19 protein-coding genes are annotated in these 24,197 nt (G+C 45.6%); 14 read left to right on the top strand and 5 right to left on the bottom strand.

Annotation, left to right across the window (positions count from 1 at the left end):
* The first annotated feature begins 70 nt into the window (after positions 1-70).
* Both NBH15_RS02785 and NBH15_RS02780 read left to right on the top strand, forming a co-directional pair.
* A complete protein-coding gene (locus tag NBH15_RS02785) occupies positions 71-766 on the top strand; it encodes a sensor histidine kinase (RefSeq protein WP_350472260.1) in 696 nt (231 codons plus the stop codon).
* Positions 767-776: 10 nt separating this feature from the next.
* Complete coding sequence (locus tag NBH15_RS02780; RefSeq protein WP_128135435.1) at positions 777-1,532, top strand: LytR/AlgR family response regulator transcription factor; 756 nt, start codon at positions 777-779, stop codon at positions 1,530-1,532.
* A 23-nt stretch (positions 1,533-1,555) separates the two neighbouring features.
* Here NBH15_RS02780 and NBH15_RS02775 read toward each other — a convergent pair whose 3' ends face one another.
* On the bottom strand, positions 1,556-1,978 hold the full coding sequence (locus NBH15_RS02775; protein WP_128135436.1) for a Riean_0653 family protein: 423 nt from the start codon (positions 1,976-1,978) through the stop codon (positions 1,556-1,558).
* A 12-nt stretch (positions 1,979-1,990) separates the two neighbouring features.
* Positions 1,991-2,650, bottom strand: coding sequence for a hypothetical protein (locus NBH15_RS02770; protein WP_250821935.1), 660 nt, complete (start codon positions 2,648-2,650; stop codon positions 1,991-1,993).
* Positions 2,651-2,865: 215 nt separating this feature from the next.
* Between NBH15_RS02770 and mnmG the strand changes: the two genes are divergently transcribed.
* The 5 genes from mnmG (at position 2,866) to deoC (ending at position 8,354) form a co-directional block, all read left to right on the top strand.
* Positions 2,866-4,743, top strand: coding sequence for a tRNA uridine-5-carboxymethylaminomethyl(34) synthesis enzyme MnmG (gene mnmG, locus NBH15_RS02765; protein ID WP_250821940.1), 1,878 nt, complete (start codon positions 2,866-2,868; stop codon positions 4,741-4,743).
* An 83-nt stretch (positions 4,744-4,826) separates the two neighbouring features.
* Complete coding sequence (uvrC, locus tag NBH15_RS02760) at positions 4,827-6,635, top strand: excinuclease ABC subunit UvrC (protein ID WP_250821934.1); 1,809 nt, start codon at positions 4,827-4,829, stop codon at positions 6,633-6,635.
* Between the two features lie 8 nt (positions 6,636-6,643).
* Positions 6,644-7,096 carry a D-aminoacyl-tRNA deacylase gene (gene dtd, locus NBH15_RS02755; protein WP_250821933.1) on the top strand — a complete coding sequence of 151 codons (453 nt, stop codon included), beginning with the start codon at positions 6,644-6,646 and terminating at the stop codon, positions 7,094-7,096.
* Between the two features lies 1 nt (position 7,097).
* Positions 7,098-7,430 carry a nucleotide pyrophosphohydrolase gene (locus NBH15_RS02750; protein WP_186957952.1) on the top strand — a complete coding sequence of 111 codons (333 nt, stop codon included), beginning with the start codon at positions 7,098-7,100 and terminating at the stop codon, positions 7,428-7,430.
* Between the two features lie 3 nt (positions 7,431-7,433).
* The gene (deoC, locus tag NBH15_RS02745) at positions 7,434-8,354 is read left to right on the top strand and encodes a deoxyribose-phosphate aldolase (protein ID WP_250821932.1); all 921 of its coding nucleotides are present in this window, start codon (positions 7,434-7,436) and stop codon (positions 8,352-8,354) included.
* A gap of 148 nt (positions 8,355-8,502) precedes the next feature.
* Here the strand turns inward: deoC and NBH15_RS02740 are convergent, their stop codons facing one another.
* The gene (locus NBH15_RS02740; protein ID WP_250821931.1) at positions 8,503-9,477 is read right to left on the bottom strand and encodes a polyprenyl synthetase family protein; all 975 of its coding nucleotides are present in this window, start codon (positions 9,475-9,477) and stop codon (positions 8,503-8,505) included.
* A gap of 99 nt (positions 9,478-9,576) precedes the next feature.
* Here NBH15_RS02740 and polA point away from each other — a divergent pair, with 99 nt between their 5' ends.
* The 7 genes from polA to ychF all read left to right on the top strand — a co-directional run bounded on the left by polA (position 9,577) and on the right by ychF (position 17,037).
* Positions 9,577-12,363, top strand: a complete 2,787-nt coding sequence (gene polA / locus NBH15_RS02735; RefSeq protein WP_250821930.1) for a DNA polymerase I — start codon at positions 9,577-9,579, stop codon at positions 12,361-12,363.
* A 28-nt stretch (positions 12,364-12,391) separates the two neighbouring features.
* Complete coding sequence (locus NBH15_RS02730) at positions 12,392-13,555, top strand: DUF4934 domain-containing protein (protein WP_250821929.1); 1,164 nt, start codon at positions 12,392-12,394, stop codon at positions 13,553-13,555.
* Positions 13,556-13,623: 68 nt separating this feature from the next.
* Positions 13,624-14,643, top strand: coding sequence for a hypothetical protein (locus NBH15_RS02725; RefSeq protein WP_250821928.1), 1,020 nt, complete (start codon positions 13,624-13,626; stop codon positions 14,641-14,643).
* Between the two features lie 218 nt (positions 14,644-14,861).
* Positions 14,862-15,098: a DUF3791 domain-containing protein gene (locus NBH15_RS02720; RefSeq protein ID WP_009860504.1), complete on the top strand. Its 237-nt coding sequence runs from the start codon at positions 14,862-14,864 to the stop codon at positions 15,096-15,098.
* Positions 15,095-15,580 (top strand): DUF3990 domain-containing protein, encoded by a 486-nt coding sequence (locus NBH15_RS02715; protein ID WP_250821927.1) that lies wholly within the window; start codon positions 15,095-15,097, stop codon positions 15,578-15,580. Before NBH15_RS02720 ends, NBH15_RS02715 begins: the two co-directional genes overlap by 4 nt.
* Before the next feature lie 6 nt (positions 15,581-15,586).
* Positions 15,587-15,799, top strand: coding sequence for a hypothetical protein (locus NBH15_RS02710; RefSeq protein ID WP_009860502.1), 213 nt, complete (start codon positions 15,587-15,589; stop codon positions 15,797-15,799).
* Positions 15,800-15,933: 134 nt separating this feature from the next.
* Positions 15,934-17,037, top strand: a complete 1,104-nt coding sequence (gene ychF / locus NBH15_RS02705; RefSeq protein WP_128135130.1) for a redox-regulated ATPase YchF — start codon at positions 15,934-15,936, stop codon at positions 17,035-17,037.
* Between the two features lie 53 nt (positions 17,038-17,090).
* Here ychF and NBH15_RS02700 read toward each other — a convergent pair whose 3' ends face one another.
* Both NBH15_RS02700 and NBH15_RS02695 read right to left on the bottom strand, forming a co-directional pair.
* Positions 17,091-19,634 carry an MG2 domain-containing protein gene (locus NBH15_RS02700; protein WP_250821926.1) on the bottom strand — a complete coding sequence of 848 codons (2,544 nt, stop codon included), beginning with the start codon at positions 19,632-19,634 and terminating at the stop codon, positions 17,091-17,093.
* 538 nt (positions 19,635-20,172) lie between these two features.
* Positions 20,173-24,165, bottom strand: coding sequence for a hybrid sensor histidine kinase/response regulator transcription factor (locus tag NBH15_RS02695; RefSeq protein WP_244050487.1), 3,993 nt, complete (start codon positions 24,163-24,165; stop codon positions 20,173-20,175).
* Positions 24,166-24,197 lie beyond the last annotated feature (32 nt).

Raw genomic sequence — 24,197 nt, 5'->3', positions numbered from 1 at the left:
AGGTCACCTTAATTGACCTCAAAGGTATGATTTCAAATCGTCGCGCCTAAAAAGTAGTATCTAATAGACTATATTTCAATTATTTCAAAGAACTATTTATCCACTTTTACGGGACAGTAATGATTTCCGAAACAAAAACAAACAGAAGCAGGAGCGTAACCGCCGTCATATCCGCGAACTCGAACTCCGTGCCATCCGCTCCCAGATGAACCCGCATTTCATCTTTAATGCGCTAAGTTCGATACAGAATCTGATCAATCGCTCGGCCAACCAGGAGGCGAACAAATACCTGATCGATTTCTCACGTTTACTGCGCAAAGTTCTGGCTACATCCGAAAAGAAACTGGTTCCTCTCTCGGATGAGATCGAGCAACTGGAACTATATCTGAAACTCGAACAACTTCGTTATCCTTTCTCTTACTCGTTGACAGTCGATCAGAATATCGAGCCGGATGCAATCGAAATACCGGGAATGCTGATACAACCTTTCGTTGAAAACGCCGTTAAACACGGAATCGCTCCGCGCGGTACGGGAGAAATCATAATTCGATTATCTTTGCAGGATCAGTTGTTGATAATCGATATCACTGACGATGGTCCCGGATTGAAAACAGAGGCAAATGGTGGCTTCGGTATCCGTGCCGTCACCAATGAGTTCGAAATATTAAAGACTTTGTACAATACGGAAATCGGTATTACGATCGAAAACAGACAGGAGAAAGAGTCTGTTTCCGGTTGCCATGTTCAATTATCCATTCCTCTATAAAAACAAAAATATGGAGACAAAAATAACCGCAGCAATTGTTGATGACGAGCAGGGGAACCGGGAAAACCTGCTCCGCATGCTCGGTACCTATTGTCCGCAAATCAAAATTTCGGCTATTTGCAGTTCAGTCACGGAAGCCCGCACCGTCCTGCCCGAAGCTAAACCGGATATCCTTTTTCTGGATATCCGGCTGGGCGACGATACCGGTTTTTCCCTTCTGGAAAGTCTGCCGGATATTCCTTTTGAAGTGATCTTTGTAACGGCTTACGACAGCTATGCAATCCAGGCTATCCGCTTCAGCGCACTCGACTATTTACTGAAGCCTATCGATCCGGAAGAACTGACACATGCTGTAGATAAAGCCGTCCAGGTCGTCTTACGAAAACAGGAAAACAAGCGGATGCAAAACCTTCTGCAAAACAAGCGGGCACTGGATAAACAAAAGAAAATAGCCCTGTCAGTCGCCGATAAAATTGAATTTGTTGAAATCGGCTCTATCGTCCGTTGCGAATCGGAAAGCAACTATACCACTTTTTATCTTAAATCGGGAGAGAAGCTGATCGTATCAAAAACATTAAAGGAATTTGACGACTTGCTGACACCTTACAATTTCCTCCGTATTCATCAATCACATCTGATCAATCTGGAGGAAATAAAAAGTTTCATTAAAAGCGATGGGGGATATATCCGCATGAAGGATGGTTCTTCCATCAGCATTTCCCGCCAACGACGGAATTATGTGATGGAAGTTTTAAAGCAATTGTAAGTCGTAGCGGCCTGGATTCCCGTTCACTCTTTATATTTCAGGTCGAAGCGTCCTTCTGTAATACGGTCTCCCTCAAAAGTTCCGCTGAATATTCCGTCAGACATCCGGGTAATGTGGACTTTCCCATCTCCGATTTTTTGGTTATCAAAAGAGACATTCGTGTAAGGAAGCGTTTCGCCCTGTTTGGGATTGGGTATTGAAAAGCGAAGGTAAGAATCGAAACCTATTTGTGCCGAAATCGTCATGCCGGTACTATCTTTCAGCTGGGTAAATTCGGCAACCGGTAAACCCCAGCGGCCGCTTACAGATACCCAACCGTCAACCAGGCAACCAAATGTATTCGCACCAGTCGCAGTAGCCTCAGGCATAAGAGTAGGATCAACCGATTTATTCTCTTCACAAGCTATACAGAAAAAAAGCAAACAGATAAATAATATATGTTTCATAATGGTGTCTAATTAAAAATGAAAATTCATACCGAACAACAACGATAATTGAGAAAAGCAGCCGCCACCGCCATTCAATTCAGGTGACTCGACCTGCCATTTCTGACCATGGTATTTGACGGAATAACTGTCCGAAGAGGTAACAATCCAATTCACCTTTGCAGAGATTCCTATATGTTGGGAAAAGAGATATTCACCGCCTGCGGATAAATTATAAGCAAGCTTGTTCATCGACACATCCCGCGGTTTATCGTACACCAAACTTTTATCTTTGTAAAGCTGACATCCCAAACCCGTCGACAAAGATAAATTAAACTTCTGCTTGACGTAGAACAGGGCGATTTGTGGCGCAATGTAGTTCATCAGAATTTTATCGGAGCCTTCATCATGACTATTTTTATACTGTCCACCCTGATAAATGAGACCGGGAGACAGTTTAAATGAATCGAAGATATATTTATCCCCCAGATAATAGTAGTTAACACCCCAGGAAACCCCGTTCCGCAAATCACTGCGATAAGCATCGGAGTTGTTAGTAATCCCGATCATCTTTCCCAAATACCAGGAGGGGCCTGCATGGACAGAAAACAACGATTTTCCGATCGAAACCTCCTGGGCAAACAACGAAAGGGTTGGCATCAACAGCCCCAATAAAAACAAATACTTTTTCATAACATTCTTTTTAGACTTATATTAATATATGATGAACTATAGAATTTAAAAGCTGCATAGGAACATATAAAAAATATATTTAGGATAAAGCCACCAACAGATCTGCATCCGTAGAACCTTTAACGAAACAAAGCATAAGCAAAATATCCTTTGGGATGGTGGCTAAAAGGCGGAGTATGACTATCTTTGCAAAAGAAACAAAGAGAATTACGACAATGACTTTCAATTACGATGTGATCGTGGTAGGTGCTGGCCATGCAGGCTGTGAAGCCGCAGCAGCTGCCGCCAACCTGGGTTCAAAAACGCTTCTTATCACCATGGACATGAACAAGATTGCACAGATGAGTTGCAATCCGGCCGTAGGCGGTATCGCCAAGGGACAGATCGTCCGTGAAATAGATGCGCTGGGAGGGTATATGGGGATTGTAACAGACCGCACTGCGATTCAGTTTCGCATGTTGAACCGGAGTAAAGGTCCGGCTATGTGGAGCCCGCGTGCCCAGAGTGACCGTGCCCGTTTTATTGATTGCTGGCGGGGAATACTGGAGAACCTTCCGAACTTATATATCTGGCAGGATACTGTCCGCGAAATAATGCTGGACGGAGATACAGTCTGTGGTGTAAAAACTAATATGAATGTAGAATTCCGGGCAAAGAGCGTAGTCTTAACAAACGGAACGTTCCTGAACGGCCTAATGCATATCGGACGTACACAATTACGTGGTGGACGCATCTCGGAACCGGCAGCAACGGGACTCACGGAACAACTGGTTTCTCTGGGAATTAAATCGGAACGGATGAAGACCGGAACACCTGTACGTATCGACGGTCGCAGCATACACTTCGATGAAATGGGCGAACAACCGGGAGAGAACGACTTTCATAAATTCTCTTATCTCGATTTTCAGCCGCGCCCGTTAAAACAACTTAGCTGCTGGACGACTTTCACAAACGAAGCATGTCATGATATTTTGCGTGAAGGCCTCCCCGACTCTCCCCTGTACAACGGACAAATTCAGAGTATCGGCCCGCGCTATTGTCCCAGCATCGAAACAAAGATCGTAACATTTGCAGATAAAACCCAGCATCAACTGTTCCTGGAACCGGAAGGCGAAACAACACAGGAGTATTATCTGAACGGCTTCTCCTCCTCTCTCCCATTAGACATCCAGTTGCGTGCGCTGCAAGCAATCCCTGCATTCAGAGATATTCAGATTTACCGCCCGGGATATGCAATCGAATACGATTTCTTTGATCCGACGCAATTACATCATAACCTGGAAACAAAACAAATCCGTAACCTGTTCTTTGCCGGACAAATTAACGGTACAACCGGTTACGAAGAGGCAGGCGGACAAGGATTGATAGCCGGCATCAACGCACATATCAATTGCCACGGAGGCGAACCGTTTATCTTAGGACGCGATGAAGCCTATATCGGCGTACTTATTGACGACCTCGTAACGAAAGGCGTAGACGAACCTTACCGTATGTTTACCTCCCGTGCCGAATATCGCATCCTGCTCCGTCAGGATGATGCCGATATGCGCCTGACAGAAAAAGCCTACAAAATAGGTTTGGCTAAACAAGACCGCTACGACCTGCTGACAGAGAAAAAAGAACACAGGGATGCTATTATCAACTTTGCAGAAAACTATTCCGTAAAGTCACAATACATAAATGAAGGATTGGAAAAGCTGGGCACTACCCCACTCGCTCACGGCTGTAAACTGATCGACCTGATCCTTCGTCCGCAACTCACTTTGGAGAGCGTTGCCACCCTCGTCCCCGCACTCCGCACAGAGTTAGACAAGGTTCCTGCTTCACGTAAAGAAGAGATTATCGAAGCAGCAGAAATCCTGATCAAGTATAGCGGTTATATCCGGCGCGAACAGATCATCGCAGAGAAAATAAACCGCTTGGAGAATATTCACATCAAAGGTAAATTCGACTACAATTCGATCCAGTCTTTATCGACCGAAGCAAGGCAAAAGCTCACGAAGATCGACCCGGATACGATTGCGCAGGCAAGCCGTATTCCAGGCATCTCCCCCAGCGATATAAATATCCTGCTGGTGCTCCTCGGAAGATAAAACGCGAATTGTTCCACGTGAAACATTTACTTTAGGTAAAAGAAGCTAAAACACTGGGTATAGGACAGAAACAGTTAAACAAGATGAGTTCAGAGACGGAGAAACATATAAAAATGATACTTTCTATCTTGCCGGATAAGCCTGGTTGCTACCAGTACTTCGACGACAAGGGAACGATCATTTATGTAGGTAAGGCAAAGAACCTGAAGCGCCGTGTATCCTCCTATTTTAATAAGGAACACGACAGCAATAAGACACGTGTACTGGTAAAGCAAATCCGCGACATCAAATACATTGTTGTCAATACAGAAGAGGATGCCTTGCTGCTCGAGAACAATCTGATCAAACAGTATCGTCCCCGGTATAACGTCCTGCTGAAGGATGACAAAACGTATCCTTCCATTACCGTAAAGAACGAATACTTTCCCCGCATATTCCAGACCCGGAATATAGTAAAGGACGGCTCACAGTATTACGGTCCCTACCCGTCCGTATACACTGCCAAAGTCATGCTTCAAATGCTGAAGGAACTTTACCCGTTACGTACCTGCAAATACCCATTGACACCGGAATCTATCGCAGCGGGGAAATACGAGGTCTGCCTGGAATACCATATCAAACGTTGCAAAGGGCCTTGTGTAGGTTTGCAATCTATGGAAGAATACCAGCAAAACATTTCCGAAATAAAGGAAATCCTTCGCGGAAATATCTCCCAAATCAGCAAACACCTCTACGAAGAAATGCAGGTTTTGGCCGGAGAACTGAAGTTTGAAGAAGCTCAAAAAATAAAAGAGAAATACGAAGTAATAGAAAACTACCGGGCAAAATCGACAGTAGTTACGCCTATGCTTCATAATATAGATGTATTCTCTTTTGCAGAGAATGAGAAGTCGGCTTATATCAATTTCATGCATATTGGAAACGGGGCGATCGTACAGGCTTATACTTTTGAATACAAAAAACGGCTGGACGAAACCAAAGAAGAACTGCTCAGCCTGGGTATCGTAGAAATGCGCGACCGTTTTAAAAGTACGGCACGCGAAATCATCGTTCCTTTTGATATGGAAATGGAATTAGGTAATGTAACCTTTACGGTTCCACAGCGTGGCGATAAAAAGAAGTTGCTGGAACTATCCGAAATGAATGTAAAGCAATTTAAGGTAGACCGATTAAAGCAAGCGGAAAAACTCAATCCGGAACAACGAAGCACACGTATTCTGAAAGAAGTACAGGACGCTTTGCACCTGCCCAAATTACCGATACATATCGAATGTTTCGACAACTCGAACATACAGGGAAGCGATGCCGTGGCTGCCTGCGTTGTCTTCAAAATGGCGAAACCATCGAAGAAAAACTACCGCAAATACATTATCAAGACAGTGGTCGGCCCCGATGATTACGCATCCATGAAAGAGGTGGTACGCCGCCGTTACCAGCGAGCCGTAAACGAAGGTTCTCCCCTGCCCGACCTGATCCTTACCGACGGTGGAAAGGGGCAAATGGAAGTCGTCCGGGAAGTCATACAAGACGAACTCCATCTCGACATACCGATAGCCGGGCTGGCGAAAGACGGAAAGCACCGGACCTCTGAACTTCTTTTCGGCTTCCCTCCCGTTACGGTCGGTATGCAGATACAAAGCCAGATGTTCCGTTTCTTTACACAGATACAGGACGAAGTGCACCGCTTTGCCATCACTTTCCACAAGGATAAGCGCAGCAAAAGCCAGACCCGCTCCGAACTGGACAGCATCAATGGGATCGGAGAAAAGACTAAAGTATTACTTTTGCGCCATTATAAGAGCGTAAAAAGAATACGGGAAGCCAGCTTCGATGAATTGAAGGAATTGATTGGGGAAGCTAAAACAAAAGCATTAATAAATGGTTTAAAGTAAACATACAAATGAGAACAGTTATACAGCGTGTACAGCATTGCTCCGTTACAATCGACGGACAACTCAAATCCAATATAGGAAACGGGATGCTGGTATTGGTCGGTATCGAGGACCGCGACACACAGGAGGACATCGAATGGTTGTGCAAGAAGATTGCAAACCTGCGCATTTTCGACGATGAAAACGGGGTTATGAACCGTTCTGTAATCGAAACAGGCGGCGAGGTAATGGTGGTTAGCCAATTCACTTTACATGCCTCTACAAAGAAGGGAAACCGCCCCTCCTACATCCATGCCTCCAAGCCGGACTTTGCCATCCCGATGTATGAATCATTCTGTGCCGAAATGGGATTACAAATCGGCAAGAATGTCGCCACCGGAGTATTTGGCGCAGATATGAAAATAGAGTTACTGAATGACGGGCCGGTCACTATCCTGATCGACTCGCAAAATAAAGAATAAGATGGCTGATATTACCTTGCAACAAGCCCAGGAGAAAGTGGACCAGTGGATCAGGACGTATGGCGTACGCTACTTCAACGAGCTTACCAATATGACGATCCTGACCGAAGAAGTAGGCGAACTGGCACGGATCATGGCACGCACCTACGGCGAACAATCGTTCAAAGAAAGCGACAAAAACCGCGATTTAGGCGATGAAATGGCCGATGTGCTATGGGTATTGATCTGTCTGGCAAACCAGACCGGCGTGGACCTGACTGCAGCATTCGAAAAGAATATGCAGAAGAAAACCAGCCGGGACAAAGAACGACATATAAACAACAATAAATTATAATTTATGGCACACGAACACAATTGCAGCTGCGGTCACGACCATGATCATGAACACGAACACATGGACAAATACCATGAAGCGTTCGCCAAATTCGACCCGGCGGGAACGGAAGAAATAGTAGGAAAGCACGTCGTATCCATCCTGGAAAAACACGAAAAAGAGAACTTCACCCCCGAAGTCCTGAAGCAAATCCACGGATGCATCGACCTGACTTCGCTGACCAGCATCGACACAAAAGAAAGTATCTGGAAACTGGTAGACCGGGTAAATGATTTCGAAGGTACCCGCCCCGACGTTCCGAATGTCGCTGCCATCTGCACCTATCCCCTATTCGTGGAAACAGTCAAGCAGGCATTGACGGCACAGGAAGTAAAGATCGCTTCAGTAGCTGCCGGATTCCCCTCCTCACAGACATTCATCGAAGTGAAGATTGCAGAAACAGCCATGGCAGTCATGACGGGGGCCGACGAGATAGACGTAGTGATGAACCTCGGTTATTTCATGGAAGATAACTATGAAGAACTGACCGAAGAGATACAGGAGATCAAAGAAAGCTGTCGCGAAAGCAAGCTGAAAGTGATTCTCGAAACCGGTGCCCTGGTCACTCCAGAGAATATCCGGAAAGCTGCTATCTTAGCCCTTTATTCAGGCGCAGATTTCATCAAAACATCCACAGGTAAGGGTTACCCCGGCGCAACCCCGGAAGCTGTCTATACGATGTGCAAAGTGATCAAAAAGTACCATTCCATCACAGGAAAGCAGATCGGTATAAAAGTATCGGGAGGTGTACGCACCGCAGAAGATGCTGTCAAATATTACACGATCGTTAAAGAAGTACTGGGCAACGAGTGGCTGAACAAGGAACTGTTCCGTATCGGCGCCAGCAGCCTGGTAGAAGATATAGAGCACCGCCTGGGGAAATAAATCAAGGGATGTTGCCAAACATACAAATGGCACGCAGATGACACAGATTGGGCAGATGAACACAGATTTTTATTATTTAATATCTGCGTAAATCTGCCCAATCTGTGTCATCTGTGTGCCATAATGAAACTTTTGTAATATCTTATGATCATTTCTGCCGCTCCATAATATAATCGGCCAACGCCAGCAAACCTTCGCGGGCATCCGATTCCGGAAGCTGCATAAGCACCTCCACTGCTTTGTCATGATACTCCTTCATACGCATTTCTGCATATTCAATACCGCCGTTCGCCTTGGCAAACTCAATCAAAGCATCAATATTCCGAGATGAGAAATCCTTTTCATTAATCACTTTCAAGAAAGACTCCACCTCTTCTCTCCTGCCACTTTCAAGTGCATGCAGCAAAGGCAGCGTCACCTTTCCCTCGCGTATATCGTTACCGGTCGGTTTGCCGATATTCATTTCTTTGAAGTAGTCGAAAATATCATCCTTGATCTGGAAACAATACCCCAGATACTCTCCGAACTTACGGCATTTAAGCACCAGTTCCTGCGGAGCATCCGCCGAAATAGCCCCGATCTCCGTGCAGGAAGAAAGCAGCGTAGCCGTCTTCTTCTTTATCACCTGCATATAGCAAGCCTCGTCGAGGATACTCTCTTCGGCCGTTTCGAGCTGTTTGATTTCTCCCTCCGACAGGTCACGTCCGAGGTTGGATACGATATTTATGATTTGCAAATTGCCTGTTTGGATAGAACGGATCAATGCGGTGGAAAGGACATAATCACCTACCAGCACCGAAATGCGGTTATCGAAAATAGCATTCAGCGAAGGAACTCCCCTACGCTGCTTCGTCTCGTCGATAACATCATCATGTATCAGGGTAGCCGTATGCAACAATTCAAGGAAAACGGCCGAATTGATCGTATGGTCGGTTACTTTTCCACAAGCTTTTGCTGTGAGAAGTACCAGTAACGGGCGGACATGTTTGCCACTGGCATGCAAGAGCTGGTCGATAGCTGATTGCAACCTATGCGTCTCACTACGAAGTGAATCCGCAAACTCATCGTTAAAGCGTTTAAACTCTTCCGCAACCGGTTGTTCTATTTTCTTTCTATCATTCATAATCTATCCAAAGATTCGCAAAAGTAACAAAAAGTATTGAGTAAGCGAGTTTTTTCGTACATTTACCGTCTATTGTCACCCTAAAACGTGTTAAAAGAGATGAAGCTATTCCTCATAGACGCGTATGCACTGATCTATCGGTCGTACTACGCATTTCTTAAAAATCCGCGTATCAACTCGAAAGGCATGAACACTTCTGCCATTTTCGGTTTTATCAACAGTCTGGAAGACGTTCTGAAACGCGAGAACCCGACACATATCGCCGTGGCTTTCGACCCGAAAGGCCCGACCTTCCGTCACGAAGCCTACGAGTTATACAAGGCACAGCGGGAAGAAACCCCGGAAGTGATCCGGCAATCCGTTCCTATTATAAAGGATATTATAGAAGCATACAATATTCCCATACTGGAAGTTCCCCGCTTTGAGGCAGACGATGTCATCGGCACCGTATCAAAGCAGGCCGAGAAAGAGGGATTCGAAGTCTATATGATGACACCCGACAAAGACTACGGCCAGCTGGTATCCGAACATATATTTATGTACCGTCCCAAGTTCGGAGGCGATTACGAGGTGATGGGCGTCAAAGAAGTCCTGAATAAATACTCGCTGACTTCGGTCGACCAGGTGATCGACCTGCTGGGTCTGATGGGTGACAGTTCCGATAACATTCCCGGCTGCCCAGGTGTCGGAGAGAAGACGGCACAGAAACTTCTCGAGGAATACGGCTCGATCGAAAATCTGTTGGAGAATACCGACAAGCTGAAAGGTGCCCTCCAGAAGAGAGTGACGGAGAATGCCGAACAAATCCGTTTCTCCAAATTCCTGGCAACGATCAAGACGGACGTCCCCATCCAGTTCAATGCCGTGAAATGCGTCCGTGAAAAACCGAACGAAACCCGTCTGACCGAGATTTACACGGAACTAGAATTCAGAACATTTATTAACAAAATGACAGGCGAAGAGAAAAAGTCCGCCCCCGCCCCGCAGAAGGTGGCAGCAAAAGGCCCTGTTCAAGGCAATCTCTTTGACTTATTTGCGCCCGAAGAGCCGAGTGTTCCAAAATATTCGACTCTCGCGAGCTTAAAAACGACTCTTCATGTATATAAAACCGTTGATACTGAAGAAGAAATGGCTAAATTAGGCCGTTTTTTAGCAGATCAGGATTTTTTCGCTTTTGACACGGAAACAGACGGCATTGACCCGCTTACTGCCGGATTGGTTGGAATGTCGTTCGCGGTGAAGGAAAACGAAGCCTGGTACGTCCCGGTTCCGGCCGACAAGGAAGAAGCAGTGAAAATTGTTACCCACTTCTCCCCTGCCCTCCAAAATCGCAAATCACAGAAAATCGGACAAAACATCAAATTCGATATTATCGTTCTCCGCAAGTACGGAGTCCGCGTGGCCGGTCCGTTATTCGACACGATGATCGCCCACTACCTGCTGAACCCGGAACTTCGTCACGGGATGGATTACCTGGCGGAAACATATCTCAAATATAAACCCGTCCCCATCTCGCAGCTGATCGGTCCGAAAGGGAAAAACCAGCTTTGCATGCGCGACGTCCCTCTCGCCCAGATCGCCGAGTACGCCGCCGAAGATGCCGACGTCACCCTGAAGCTCAAAAACTTCTTTGCCCCCGAATTGAAGAAAGCCGGCATCGAGTCGCTCTTCTTCGACATCGAAATGCCTTTAATATATGTATTGGTAGAAATGGAGGCGACAGGCGTCAAGCTCGACACGGTTGCGTTGAAGCAGTCATCGGAAGAACTGACCGCCGCACTCAACAACCTGGAAAAAGAGATTTACGAACTGGCAGGCGTCAAATTCAATATCAATTCCAGCAAACAGGTGGGCGAAGTCCTTTTCGAACATCTCAAGATCGAAGAGAAAGCCAAAAAGACAAAAACAGGCAGTTACAGTACGAGCGAAGATATTCTGGAAAAAATGCGTTCCAAACACCCGGTGGTAGGCAAGCTGCTGGAATATCGCGGACTGAAAAAACTGTTGAGTACCTATATAGATGCCCTTCCCGAACTGATCAGTCCGGAAACAGGCAAGATCCATACCTCGTTCAACCAGACTGTCACGGCTACCGGCCGCCTGAGTTCGACGAATCCGAATCTTCAGAATATCCCTATCCGCGACGAACTGGGACGTGAGATCCGTAAAGCATTCATCCCCGACAACGAAGATTGCACCTTCTTCTCGGCGGATTACTCGCAGATCGAACTCCGCATCATGGCCCATCTGAGCCGGGACGAGCACATGATCGAAGCCTTCCGCAGCGGTGCCGATATCCACTCCGCAACCGCCGCCAAGATATATGGCATCCCGGTAGAGGAAGTGACCGGCGACATGCGCCGCAAGGCAAAAACGGCCAATTTCGGGATCATCTACGGCATCTCCATATTCGGACTTGCCGAACGGCTGAACATTCCCCGGGCAGAATCCAAAGAGCTTATAGAAGGTTATTTCAAAAGCTATCCGGGTATCCGCGATTACATGGACGAGAGTATCCGCATCGCAAAAGAAAAAGGCTATGTCGAAACGATATTCAAACGCAAACGTTACCTGCCGGACATCAATTCGCACAACGCCATCGTACGCGGTTATGCCGAACGAAATGCGATCAACGCCCCTATCCAGGGTAGCGCCGCCGACATCATCAAGGTAGCGATGGTACGCATCTACAACCGTTTCGAAGAAGAAGGTCTGAAAAGCAAAATGATCCTTCAGGTACACGACGAACTCAACTTTAACGTCTGCCAAGACGAGCAGGAAAAAGTACGTCAGATCGTTCTGGAAGAAATGGAAAACGCCATCCAGCTCCAAGTCCCCCTGATCGCCGACTGCGGTGAAGGGAAGAACTGGCTGGAGGCACATTAAACAGAGGTCTGATAAAACATACTAGTATATGAAATACCTCATTCTTGCCCTGGCATTATCGTTCGTTTGCTCCTGTAAGCAAACGAACGATAAAAACATACAACTGGTCACAGTCGACGTCGCAAAGGACTATCCACCCAAAGAAGTCTGGTTGCAAGACATCGCCGACATAGAGTATATCCCACTGGCAACCACCGACAGCGTGCTCGTCAACTCCGACTTTTCCGTTGTCTCAAACGACGGCATAGTGGTAAGAGGCGGCAAAGTCGGTGAAATCCTGCTGTTCGACAAACAAGGCCAAACGCTGCAAGGCCGTATATGCTGCCAGGGACAAGGGCCGGAAGAATACACCGCAGTCATTTTCAATATTGTCGACTGGCAACGGAAAGAGGTATTCATTGCCGACTTCACCACCCTGAAAGTATATGACTTCTCCGGGAAATATCTCCGTACGCTGAGCCGTCAAAGCATTATGGATTTGAATATCATCGACCTGAATAGGGATTATCTGTTATGCAGCCTGTTTAAAGAAGGAAACGAAGATCCGTATGCCCCCTATTTTCTTCTCTCGAAAGAAGATGGAAAAATAGATACGTTATCAATAGAAATTCCCCGTTGCATAGCCAGCGACCGCAAAATAGTATGGGACGACGGACATACCAATAACGCCTATGGAATCTTACCGCAATTATACAGTTGCGCAGACAAGATCTGGCTAACGGACGTTGCATTAGACACCATCTTCGTGATGCACCCGGACCTGCATCTCGAGCCGGTCATGGTTCCCCTCCATGCACCCACTACAAATCTGGAAGCTCCTCTCCTGCTCTTCCGGGGAATGAATGACCGGTATGCCTGGATAAGCAGACTTCCGCGACAGGTGACAGTCAAAATGAGCGATATGGTCGCCAACCGCGAGAAAAGGGAAAAGCTATACATGTACGACCGCAATGCTGACGAATGGTGCGAACCGGTCTATCGCAACCGTGCCATAAACAACCGCGAGATGGACCCGAAGTTCATCAACACTACAGCTGTCCCCTACGGCTACGGCCTGATCGAACTGAATGCCATGGACCTGGCAGAAGCCTACGCCAATAACCAGATAACGGACGAGAAACTGAAAGAAATAGCCTCCAACCTAAAAGAAGAAGATAACCCGGTCCTGATGATCCTGAAATTCAAAAACTAAAAGACAGACGGATAGTTGCATGAAATAGCATCAGTATAATGCGGTAATATGAAATAAATCAAAGAAAGATGACTAAAAGAAACATTTTATCTGTTCTATTCGCAGGTTTACTGGCCAGCAGTTGTTCGGGGCCGGAAGTGAGATTAGAAAAGATCGACCCATACGCAGTCTCACAAATCTCAATCGAAGAAGAGGCATTGGCCGATCTCCCGGACCTGTTCGCTCCTCCCCTGCATCTGCTGAACGATACATTACTCTGCCTGCTGAACCAGCAGGATGCCTCCTCCATCCGTATCTTCCAAACTACAGGCAAAGAAATGAACCAGTATACGCTAAAGAAGAAAGACACCGCCATCGTCATATCTCCCGACAAGAATTTACAGGCCCGGCTCGAATATCTGAACCCGGCCAACAACGTTTATTACGAACTCGCTATAGACCGCGGAGAAATGTCGATCGCCGATTTCACCCGCCTGCGGTTAGGTAAATTCTCGCCCAAAGAAGCGTTCAAGGTAGGCGATAAACTGTTTGTCGGTCTCGGCCCTTACCTCAAAGGACTACTCAGTGTTTTCGACAAAGACAAACAAAGCAAAGAAATCAACTTCTTCGGAAATTATCCCATTGCCGGCACGGAATATCAATACCAGGAATACCTCGACTATTTCCAGGGACACCTGGCCCGGCACGACAACCAGTTCATATACGCCAGCACCTATTTCGGTTATATCGCTTCCTATTCTTACGAAAACGAACGCCTGACCAAACAATGGGAAAAGCAAACGTCCGACTTCCTGTACCAAAGGGTAAACAACCGCATCGAATTCGACAACCTTCACCACGAGGGATTCGGATGCATCACAGCCGGAAAAGAACATATCTACGCCTTCAGCCAGTACCTGTCGGAAAAACAAATGAAAGAAAACGGAATATTAGTATTCGACAAAAGCGGAAAGCTACTCTCCTGCCTCCGGATAAAAAACCCCGTCGTCTACCTGGTAACAGACAGCCGTGAGGAAAATTTATATGCCGTCTCTTACGACATAGAAGAACAACATTTGTACCTAAGCAAATTAAAAACAACCCTATAAACCCACCGATTATGTCACTCTACGATTACATCTGGAAAATAATGCTGCGTAAAATCCCTTACGAAAAAGAAGGCACCCGCTACACCGCAGGTCACAGGCATCTGGCCTTCTCCCGCAGCAGCATAAATTAACTGTAAAAACCAGGATAATCCCTGTTCTTGAAGAATATACAAGAAAGAATGGTTATCTTTGCCAACTCCAATTAACAACAAAAATCTATGAGCGATGCAGAATATAATAATATGACACCCCGGCAAATGGAATTTGCTGTTTTTTGTGTGATGTGCGTTGCTGAAGAACTGCAAAAACCGGCAACAGAAATATATGACCTCATGATGCAAAACCGGGTTCTGCAAGACTATATCGTCGAGTTTTATGATGTACTACACACACAAAGCCGGGAATATATAGTGGAAGATATTATCAACTTAATGAAAGAAAATCAGATCCTATGATTGTTTATCACGGTTCATATTGCAGGGTGGAGAGGCCGGAACTCACTTTCTCCCGGGAAAAGTTAGACTTTGGTAAAGGCTTCTATATAAACCCTATCCGCGAGCAGGCAGAACGTTGGAGCAAACGTTTTCTAAGAGCCCGAAAAGCAGCTATACTCAATGTATACGAACTGGATGAAAATCTTTTAAAGTCCTCCGGCTTCAAGGTAAAAACATTTACTGCCTATGATGAAGAATGGCTGGATTTTATATTCGCTTGCCGGAAGGGAGAAACTATTTATCTACAATACGATGTAATAATCGGAGGTGTGGCGAATGATAATGTGTTTGCCACATTGGATGCTTATTTTTCAGGATATATGAGTAAAGACATTGCATTGGACAGGTTGAAATATGAAAAGCCTAACCATCAGATTTGCATATTGAATGATGCTATCCTGGAGCAATATCTGGTATTTAAAGAAGCAATCGATTTGATATAAAAAGTTATGGATGCAGTCGGAACATTAAAGCTATTGAAATATGCACGAATCATCAAAGGGTTCGCAGAGCAAATGAAAATACCTTACGCAAAAGCTATGGATTTATTTTTCCATTCCCTTACATTTCAATTATTGCAGGATGGAGAAGCCGATTTACATTGCCGAAGCGATTTGTATCTGATAGACGAACTCAAGTTGGAAATCTACGGGAAACTATGAATAACCTCTTCAATAAATGAAAATTGCACATATACAAGAAAGAATGGTTATCTTTGCCCGCTGAAAAAGTCTGCCGGACGGCAGCTTCCGAGATGAAACAATACGAATAGATAATAAAAACAACATACTAATTTATGGCATTACAATGTGGCATCGTAGGTCTTCCGAACGTTGGGAAGTCTACCCTTTTTAACTGCTTATCAAATGCAAAAGCACAATCAGCAAACTTCCCGTTCTGTACGATCGAACCGAACGTTGGTGTAATCACCGTTCCCGACGAGCGTCTGAACAAACTGGCGGAAATTGAACATCCGCAACGAGTGATCCCGACAACCGTCGAAATCGTCGACATCGCCGGCCTGGTGAAAGGTGCCAGCAAGGGCGAAGGGCTGGGCAACAAATTCTTGGCCAATATCCGCGAAACCGACGCAATCCTCCATGTCTTGCGCTGCTTCGACGACGACAACATCGTGCATGTGGATGGCAAGGTAGACCCTGTGCGCGATAAAGAGATCATCGATGCCGAACTTCAGATCAAGGACCTCGAAACCATCGAAAGTCGTATCGCCAAAGTACAGAAACAGGCTCAGACAGGCGGCGACAAACAAGCCAAGCAGGCCTACGAAGTATTAGTCAAATACAAAGAAGCCTTGGAACAGGGTAAAAGCGCGCGTACGGTCACCTTCGAGACCAAAGACGAGCAGAAGATCGCCCACGACCTCTTCCTGCTGACCAGCAAACCGGTCATGTACATCTGCAACGTCGACGAAGCGAGTGCCGTCAGCGGCAATAAATATGTCGAAGCCGTGCGCGAAGCCGTCAAAGACGAAGATGCGCAAATCCTGGTGGTGGCCGCCAAGATCGAAAGCGAGATCGCCGAGTTCGAAACGTATGAAGAACGCCAGATGTTCCTCCAAGAGATCGGGCTGGAAGAGTCGGGCGTGAACCGCCTCATCAAATCGGCCTACCGCTTGCTGAACCTACAAACCTTCCTGACCGCCGGTCCCGACGAATGCCGTGCCTGGACGTTCCTGAAAGGCTGGAAAGCCCCGCAATGTGCCGGTGTGATCCATACCGACTTCGAGAAAGGTTTCATCCGTGCCGAAGTAATCAAATACGACGACTATATCCACTACGGCTCGGAAACCGCCGTGAAGGAAGCCGGCAAGATGAGTGTGGAAGGCAAGGAATATGTCGTGCAAGATGGCGATATCATGCACTTCCGATTCAACGTGTAAAAAAGGAAAGCGGTGCCAGTCATACGATGGCACCGCTTTCCTTTTTCCACACATTACCGCTTATCTCCTACCCTTATCAGTTCCACAGAACAACCACCCTCTGAAACCGGTTCCACTTTAAAATAATCCGACATAGTAACAGTTTCTTTTATCCGGTCGGCAAATTGTTTAAACTGCTCTTTGGTTATACGATCCGACAATGCCTTATCCATTCCTAAAGAGACACGCAATATATCGCCTGCATCTGATATATAAATCCATACACTCAACAACCTATCTATTACCCCGAAATAATCTCCCAAGACATTCGAATAAATGGTTTCTATTTGTTCCTGAAACTGATTATAAAGCGGAATGCTTAAATAAGAAACATTTTTACTTTTCATCATTTCGATACGCTCGGCATAATCGAATCGATAAAGGATCTGCCTTCCCAAAAAATCACCTATCGTCACCTCTCCTTTTCCTGTCTCCCAATAAGGATGGAATCCGATGGGTAACGTGTATTCACAATACTTATCTTTCAAACGTGGTTCCATCAAAAAGTAATCGGCAATAGAAATCTCCGAAACCACTCTTCGGGCAAAATCCCTGAACTTTTCCTCCGAAATGTATGCCATATACTTATTCGAAACAGATAGGTTGACCCCGAAGCATGTCCCACCCCCAGTTATCATCAGCTCTACACGTGACCCAGGCATCTTCTCTCTTTGCTGAAATACATCACAGAAAAGATAATCCAGCTTATCTATAAGCAAAAGCACAGATTTATCAGAATGGGAAAAAAGCCCCTGTTTCCTCTTCTCCTTCTGGGAAGCATCATAAACTATTTTATAGGTGGTACTTAACGAACTGGATGTTTTTTCTACTTCCTGCGGTTTTGCATCCATACAAACAATCCGTCCGTCTTCCAGTATCCCTTCCAACACAACTCGATAGTTTGAGTGAGATGAGGGCATGTCGAACGATATGGAAAACTCCTTTTCCAACTTTACCGCCGGATTCCAATAGAAGATCGTATCTTTGTCCCTTCCTTTAACCTCCGACGGCTCTACACGTTTTTCAGATGACGCATCCACAGAACGGGTAGAAATCACTAACGCATGTTGCGGTGCCATTGTCAAATTATTCCTATCCACAATCGGTGAGCCTTCGCTTCCAAACATGGCCATCTTAGGGCCGGCAATAACCCCCATGAAGGTAATAGCAGAAGGCTCTATCTGATTGATATCAAAATAAGGTTGCATCACCTCATCATTGAACACCACCATACAACCGTTGCCCGTAGGCGTTGCCCCACCCGACAAAGCCCGATAATAGTTCCGATATTTGCTCATTCCCGGCAAACGAATCAACAACTCATCTGTAGTCGTTGCTTTCCTTCTCTCTATATCCTTCTTAGAAAGAGAAAAGGAACAATAGTGTTGATAACGGGAAAATCCTTTTTCGGAAGAAACCTTTTGCTTTCCATCTTCATCCAACCTGGTTGTTACCTGCCGATCGTCAGTTTCCGACAAAGCCGACTCATAAGGAATAGAAGGAACGACATAGCGGTTATTCAATACAGCTTCCATGTCATACCTCTTCCAAGATTGACGCATCACCGACAGGCCATCCTCAGGCACCTCCCCTTCCAACAAATCAGAAGTGAACAACATATTTGAATAGATGCCTGAAGAACCTACAACTTTCTCCTTGCCCGCCACTACCGCTATGGAAACGTAATTATCTGAAGCAATCAGCGTACTATCCACTAAAAAGAAATGCAACGTCATCCGTTCCCCTTTCCGTTCGGCTTCGACCTTTATCTGTTCCTTCTCAGGTTGTCTCATGACAAGCAACCGTTCACTAAGCAAGCGATTCCTTCCATCCAACAAAAGCAATTGGGAAACACCGACAGGCAAACGATCCTTATCCAAACAAAGCGGTTCCTGCCCCGGTTTCCAGCTTGTCCAAGAAAGCAGTTCACCCCGCGTATGCAACAACAGATACAAAGAATCGGCAGGATAGGCTACACGATCCGATTGTGTCACCTCAATAGCGATCTTATCCGATACTTCTTTCACCTGCAAAACATAGTTTTCTTGCTCCAAAAGTACCGTTTCTTGCTCTGCAATCGGGCATGCTTCTGCCAACACCTGAATCGTCTGCCGGAACAGGTACTCTTTATTCCCCGTATTCCTCATATAATCCGTGTACCCTTGCACCCGATAACTACCCGCCTCCACCGCTTCGGGCAGCAACAAATAACCATGGAACAGATGTAACGAATCGGCACGCACCTTCGCCTGGCTCACCACCCGTTCTTCCCGGTCAGCCAATTCCACATATACATAACCACTCTTCGTCACCGACCGATGCGAAGCGGCATCCACCAGATAGGCTCTGAACCGGACCAGCTCGCCCGGTGCATACACATGTTTGTCCAAATGCAGGTAAAGTTTTTCTTGCGGAAACAAGGCCAACTGCGTTTGTAACTTCTCGGCAACAATCTCTGCCGTTTGTTGTGCACAAAGCGAGCTGTCACAGGGCACCTTTTGAGCACTTAGTGCCAGACACGAAAGCGACAGGACTAAATAAAACATTACTTCTCTCATAAGGTATCTTTTTACGCATATAATCTATGATATATTCCTTATAAAACCAAACAAAAATGTCTTTTTTTATGAAAAACGCTCTCCTACAATGGGGTTTTATATATTTACTTTCACCCTTCACCGATTATATTACATTGTAATACAAATGATTGCGATGAAGGACGGCGATTCATACCCTATAAGGTTGCGTCCGATCCCCTATACACTATCGGGCAGTACCTTATAGCATAGTAATCCTACCATTAGTCACACTACTGTGTCAGTATAGCTAGCACAATAGTGTGACTAATGGTAGGACTACTATGTGAATTATTCGAAAGCGTACGGTCTCCCAAACGAATAGGCATCGATTGCCCGGTGGATAACTATCCGTTCCGGAACGGATGCCTACTCATTCGAAAGGTTTCTTCTTCTGAGCATAAAAATAATCAGAAAAGGCAGACTTCACCACAAAAATATATAATACAATACATTACAGCTGTAAAGGATGAAGTTTAAAAATCATGGAGGGGGAAGAAAAGGATTCTTCTTGCTGATTTCAGGAAGAAGCATTCTTCGCTTTCTTGTACTGTAACGGAGTGACACCGAAATAATCCTTAAAGTTTTTCCCCATATAACTGGAACTGGAAAAGCCGGTCTTCCAACTGATCTCTGCAATGGTCAAATCGGTCGTTTCCAACAAATAGGCACATTTGCGGAGTTTAATCTGGATGATAAAGTCATTCAAGGTCAGGCCTGTTATCGCTTTAATCTTCATCCCCAAACGAGTACGGCCGATGGCTATTTCACGGCACCACATATCAATACTGAAATCCTGGTTCTCCATATTCTCTTCTATAATCCGTACAGAATCGTCCAAAAGTTGCTGATCCAAACGATTGGTCGCCAATTCAACAGGTTGTGATGCTGCCTCTGTACAGAAACGTGTTTGATAACTTTTCAAGTCGGCAATGATATTATGGCATTTCAACAAGAGCAAATTGATATTGAACGGTTTCATTATATAATCGTTTGCACCGCATTTAAGCCCATCCAAAGCACTCTCCAGATCGACACGGGCAGTCAGTAAGATGATCGGGATATGCGACGTTTCGAGTTTCCGCTTCAAGCGCTGGCACATCACTGTCCCGCTGATACCCGGCATCATCACGTCGCTGATGATAAGGTCCGGCTGCACCTCCTCTGCCATACGGATACCCTCTTCCCCATCACACGCCTTATATACTTTATATTGGATGGAGAAAGCCTCTTCCAATACTTGCAACAAATCTTCATTGTCTTCCACAAGCAGTACGGAAAGCGGCATCTCCGTTTCTTTCGTATCCGGCAGCTTATTTATAGATATGAGATCAGGGAAATCGGGTATCCCTACAATTTCATCTCGTTTTAGCTCTTGTACGGGCAGGATACCGGCTGGTTGTACTTCCGTCGATTTCTGCTCGGGCGTCAGATGCTCGTCTCCCAACCGCAATGTAACCGTAAAAGTCGTACCAACTCCCAACTCGCTCTTCACCTCGATCTGCCCTTTATGCTGCATGATTATCTCTTGGGTCAGTGACAACCCGATACCACTTCCCGATAGGGATACGCCGGTCGCATTATCTGCTTGATAAAACCGTTCGAATATATGGGCCAGCTGGCTCTGGGGAATGCCAGAGCCAGTATCGGAGATACGTATCTCCACAACTCCCTTTTTACGAAGTATGCTCACCATGACAGTCCCCTCTTTCGGGGTAAACTTAAACGCATTCGAAAGCAGGTTGTTAAATACTTTGCGTATCTGTACCGGATCGAACCAGACAGGTATCTCTTCATCCATCGTTTCCAACCTGTACTGGATCCGGTTCATCACGGCATAGTCCTTGAATGAATCGAATAGCTGACGCATGAAAACGACCAGGTTCTGCGGGCTTGCATGAAGAGGCATTTTCCCCTGTTCCAGCCGGCGGAAATCAAGAACTTCCGTAATAAGTTGCTGCATCTGTACCGTATATTGCCGAACCTTCAACAGCTTGCCCCGAAACGTACCACCCAGGTCATAGTTCTGCAAAATCAGGTCAACTTGGCTGACCATCAGCGTAAGCGGAGTGCGTAGTTCATGCGATATGTTGATATAGAATTTCAACTTCATCTGATTCAGTTTCTCTATACGCAATTTCTCCCTATGTTCCATTTCCAGTGAAGCTTTCAGCACGGCACGGCTTCGGTTAAAACGGATCAGCCAGACCAGGAACAGAAAAAACAACAAAGCATACAGGCTAAAAGCGTAAACCGAAGCATAAAAAGGAGGACGGACACGGATAGGCATGGCAATCAGTTTGCCGTCTCCCGCTTCCCTCAGTAGTAACTTATAATTTCCCGGAGGTATGGAGGTATACACTATTTGCTGATGGCGGGTACGTGTCCACTGTTTATCCAACCCTTCCAGCTTATATTCGAACAGGTTTTTATCGGCATACCGGTAGTTTGTCGAAGTAAATCCCAACGTGATGTTATTCCGGTCATGAGGCAGAGTTAGGCTGGAAACATATGGGACAGCTTCCTTCAGGATACTCGATGATGCCGACGGATGGATAGGTATATTATTCACGGACAAGCTGTTGAACGATATGGAATAAGGCACATCAACAGGAACCAGCCCGGACTCTTTCGTTGCAATCATGCCTTCCACCCCTCCGATAAAAATCATGCTGTCTTTGGGAGACAAATATATTCCACAATTGGAATTCAGCCGATGTAGCGGAAAAGAAGTACCTAGCAAAGTATGCATGCTTTTTCCCGTTTTCATATCCAGCAAGGTGATTCCTCGTATGGAAGTGACCAGCAAGCGCCCCATAGGAGTGACCAAGGCACGAAAAGGTTCGTTAGTCAACAAATGGCCTTGTTCCTGATTATAACATGTCCAAAAATCGTTCATCAAATCATAGCGTAAGACCCCCGTTCCCGTCACGGCAAAATAGAGATTTCCCCTGTTGTCACCGGTAATATGCAAAACCGGCTTCTTTCCAATCATATTCTTCACCGACGGTATCTCTTCCACAGTCCGGGTATCCATCCGAATACAAAGAACATCTTTATTGGCAGGAGTAAGCCACAGTCTGTTTTCGTCATCCAACCAAGCGGAACGGATGATTCCTGCAGAGCGGTCAAGAAGATCGGGATCTGAAAATAAAGGAGACAGCTGCTGGGTAGTCAAATCCAGCTGATATAACCCAGTCTGCGTAATAACAATCAGATTTCCCTGCCAAGGTATCAAATTCATAATAATCTGTTGCCCGTCATCTTGTAATACATCCGTCCCCAACTGTTTCAAACGCCCGGAAGAATAACAATATAAGCCATGCAGGAAAGTGCCGATATATAACCGGTCATGTTCAACGTCATACCAGACAGACTTGGTTGTTGGAGAAGGGATACGTGAAAGAACCGGGTCGTAACGTTTTACTTTCTGCGTCGTACGGTCCAGGCAGTTCAGCCGTCCATGTTCAGTAGCTATATACAAATTGCCATTCATATCCTCTGCCATCTGACCGAACAGGAAACCATCCAAACTCTCCGGACTATTGGGAGAAATGTCATAAAATGTATAATTGTCGGTATTCGGATTGAAGTAACTCAACCCGCCATAATAAGTTCCAACCCACATACCTCCCTGTTGATCTCTGAAAATCGCATACACCGATGAATGCTTCAACGACCAGGAAACCTGTTCTTTATGCGACAGATGATAACAATCCTGAAGAGACGGACTTACGACTGTAATACCGGCATAGGTACCGATCCAGATGTTCCCTTTGATATCCTGATTGATAGTACGGACCTGGTTATTGACAATCGGGTAAGCGGAATCATTCTCCCGGAAAGAAACCCACTCTCCTTCACAAAATACCTTAGCACCATTGGATAATGTACCGACCCACAACCTCCCCCTATTATCCACAAACAAAGAAGTGATAGATTCATTCTCCAACAAATTCCAACAAGTACCGTTTGAATAACGATACAATCCCTTTGTCGTAGCCAATAGCCAACCGCCATCTTTAAAATGCAGATCCCGAATAACCAGCGTTGAATCAGGTAAAGTACAGACCTTATCCGATACGCCATTGGGTGTATAATGGTACAATTCATTCTTATCTGCATAAAACAACGTCCCTTGATGGTATTCCAAGACATGTGCCAATACGGTAGTAAATCGGAATTCTTCCGTCCGTTGATTAAAAAGAACCAGATTCCTGTTAGCTAACATATAAATACAAGAATCTCCGTCTCCACAAATTCCATGAATATTGTTATCTTCGACCTCTTCCAAATAATCAGAAAGGCGGAAAGAGCGGACAATTCGTCCGTCGTACACATTAAAATTATCATTTCCAAACCAGATATACCCTTTTGCATCTTGATAAATGGAAATTGCCGATGGCTGTGTAAATACGTCGTTTAAATCGACGTGTTTAAAATAAAATTCTTTCGCCGACAACGGTAATAATGCATACAAACACAACAATATACATAAGTATCTGCCTCTCATAAACATAGATATTTAATGCAAAATAAATTCTT

The organism is Parabacteroides caeci, assembly GCF_023656795.1.
GTDB lineage: Bacteria > Bacteroidota > Bacteroidia > Bacteroidales > Tannerellaceae > Parabacteroides > Parabacteroides segnis.
This window is presented reverse-complemented; position numbering and strand designations above follow the sequence as displayed.

What these genes read in the sequence shown, in the direction of transcription:
- NBH15_RS02775 (WP_128135436.1), bottom strand. Translation starts at nt 1,978, where the DNA reads ATGAAACATATATTATTTATCTGTTTGCTTTTTTTCTGTATAGCTTGT.
- NBH15_RS02740 (WP_250821931.1), bottom strand. Translation starts at nt 9,477, where the DNA reads ATGAATGATAGAAAGAAAATAGAACAACCGGTTGCGGAAGAGTTTAAA.
- ychF (WP_128135130.1), top strand. Translation starts at nt 15,934, where the DNA reads ATGGCATTACAATGTGGCATCGTAGGTCTTCCGAACGTTGGGAAGTCT.
- NBH15_RS02700 (WP_250821926.1), bottom strand. Translation starts at nt 19,634, where the DNA reads ATGAGAGAAGTAATGTTTTATTTAGTCCTGTCGCTTTCGTGTCTGGCA.
- NBH15_RS02770 (WP_250821935.1), bottom strand. Translation starts at nt 2,650, where the DNA reads ATGAAAAAGTATTTGTTTTTATTGGGGCTGTTGATGCCAACCCTTTCG.
- NBH15_RS02720 (WP_009860504.1), top strand. Translation starts at nt 14,862, where the DNA reads ATGAGCGATGCAGAATATAATAATATGACACCCCGGCAAATGGAATTT.
- NBH15_RS02730 (WP_250821929.1), top strand. Translation starts at nt 12,392, where the DNA reads ATGAAATACCTCATTCTTGCCCTGGCATTATCGTTCGTTTGCTCCTGT.
- NBH15_RS02710 (WP_009860502.1), top strand. Translation starts at nt 15,587, where the DNA reads ATGGATGCAGTCGGAACATTAAAGCTATTGAAATATGCACGAATCATC.
- deoC (WP_250821932.1), top strand. Translation starts at nt 7,434, where the DNA reads ATGGCACACGAACACAATTGCAGCTGCGGTCACGACCATGATCATGAA.
- dtd (WP_250821933.1), top strand. Translation starts at nt 6,644, where the DNA reads ATGAGAACAGTTATACAGCGTGTACAGCATTGCTCCGTTACAATCGAC.
- uvrC (WP_250821934.1), top strand. Translation starts at nt 4,827, where the DNA reads ATGAGTTCAGAGACGGAGAAACATATAAAAATGATACTTTCTATCTTG.
- NBH15_RS02750 (WP_186957952.1), top strand. Translation starts at nt 7,098, where the DNA reads ATGGCTGATATTACCTTGCAACAAGCCCAGGAGAAAGTGGACCAGTGG.
- NBH15_RS02780 (WP_128135435.1), top strand. Translation starts at nt 777, where the DNA reads ATGGAGACAAAAATAACCGCAGCAATTGTTGATGACGAGCAGGGGAAC.
- polA (WP_250821930.1), top strand. Translation starts at nt 9,577, where the DNA reads ATGAAGCTATTCCTCATAGACGCGTATGCACTGATCTATCGGTCGTAC.
- NBH15_RS02715 (WP_250821927.1), top strand. Translation starts at nt 15,095, where the DNA reads ATGATTGTTTATCACGGTTCATATTGCAGGGTGGAGAGGCCGGAACTC.
- mnmG (WP_250821940.1), top strand. Translation starts at nt 2,866, where the DNA reads ATGACTTTCAATTACGATGTGATCGTGGTAGGTGCTGGCCATGCAGGC.
- NBH15_RS02725 (WP_250821928.1), top strand. Translation starts at nt 13,624, where the DNA reads ATGACTAAAAGAAACATTTTATCTGTTCTATTCGCAGGTTTACTGGCC.
- NBH15_RS02695 (WP_244050487.1), bottom strand. Translation starts at nt 24,165, where the DNA reads ATGAGAGGCAGATACTTATGTATATTGTTGTGTTTGTATGCATTATTA.